We start from the raw sequence: 542 nt of genomic DNA on the forward strand, positions 1-542 counted from the left end.
CGTCGGCCAACTCGGGGGGATGTACAGCGACCGGATCTATCTCATCGGCACGGAGGGTGGCGTCGGCGTGCGCAACGCGGGCACGATTGCGGCGCAGGCCGGCGACCTGACGTTGCAGTCGAACGGCCGGCTCGTGCTGTCGGGCAAGACCACGGCGGGCGGCGATCTTTCGATGTCGGCGGCAGGCGGGATCGACAACAGCGGCACGATCCATGGTCTGCGATCAGTGTCGGCGAACACGGTGGCCGATCTGACGAACAGCGGGACGCTTGCCGCGCAGCAAAATGTAACGGTGAATGCCGGCAGCGTTAATTCGACCGGCACGCTTGGGGCGGGCGCGAACAGCGATGGCGTCGTCGATCGTCGCGGCGACCTGAACGTCACGGCCACGGGCCAGTTGACGGCGATCGGCAAGAACGTCGCCGGCGGCAATGCAACGCTGACGGGCGGCAACGTGAATCTCGCCGGTAGCGAGACGGCCGCGAACGGCGATCTCGCATTGAACGCGAAGGCGGGCGACCTCAACCTGTCGAACGCGACGT

The 542-nt window shown here is 66.8% G+C and carries 1 protein-coding gene; it reads left to right on the plus strand.

Features of this window, described 5'->3' with window-relative positions; genetic code table 11:
• Positions 1 to 542: hypothetical protein (locus ACV229_RS40685; RefSeq protein ID WP_448088670.1), on the plus strand; the 542-nt coding region annotated here is incomplete at both ends.

This window comes from Burkholderia sp. MR1-5-21, assembly GCF_053427715.1.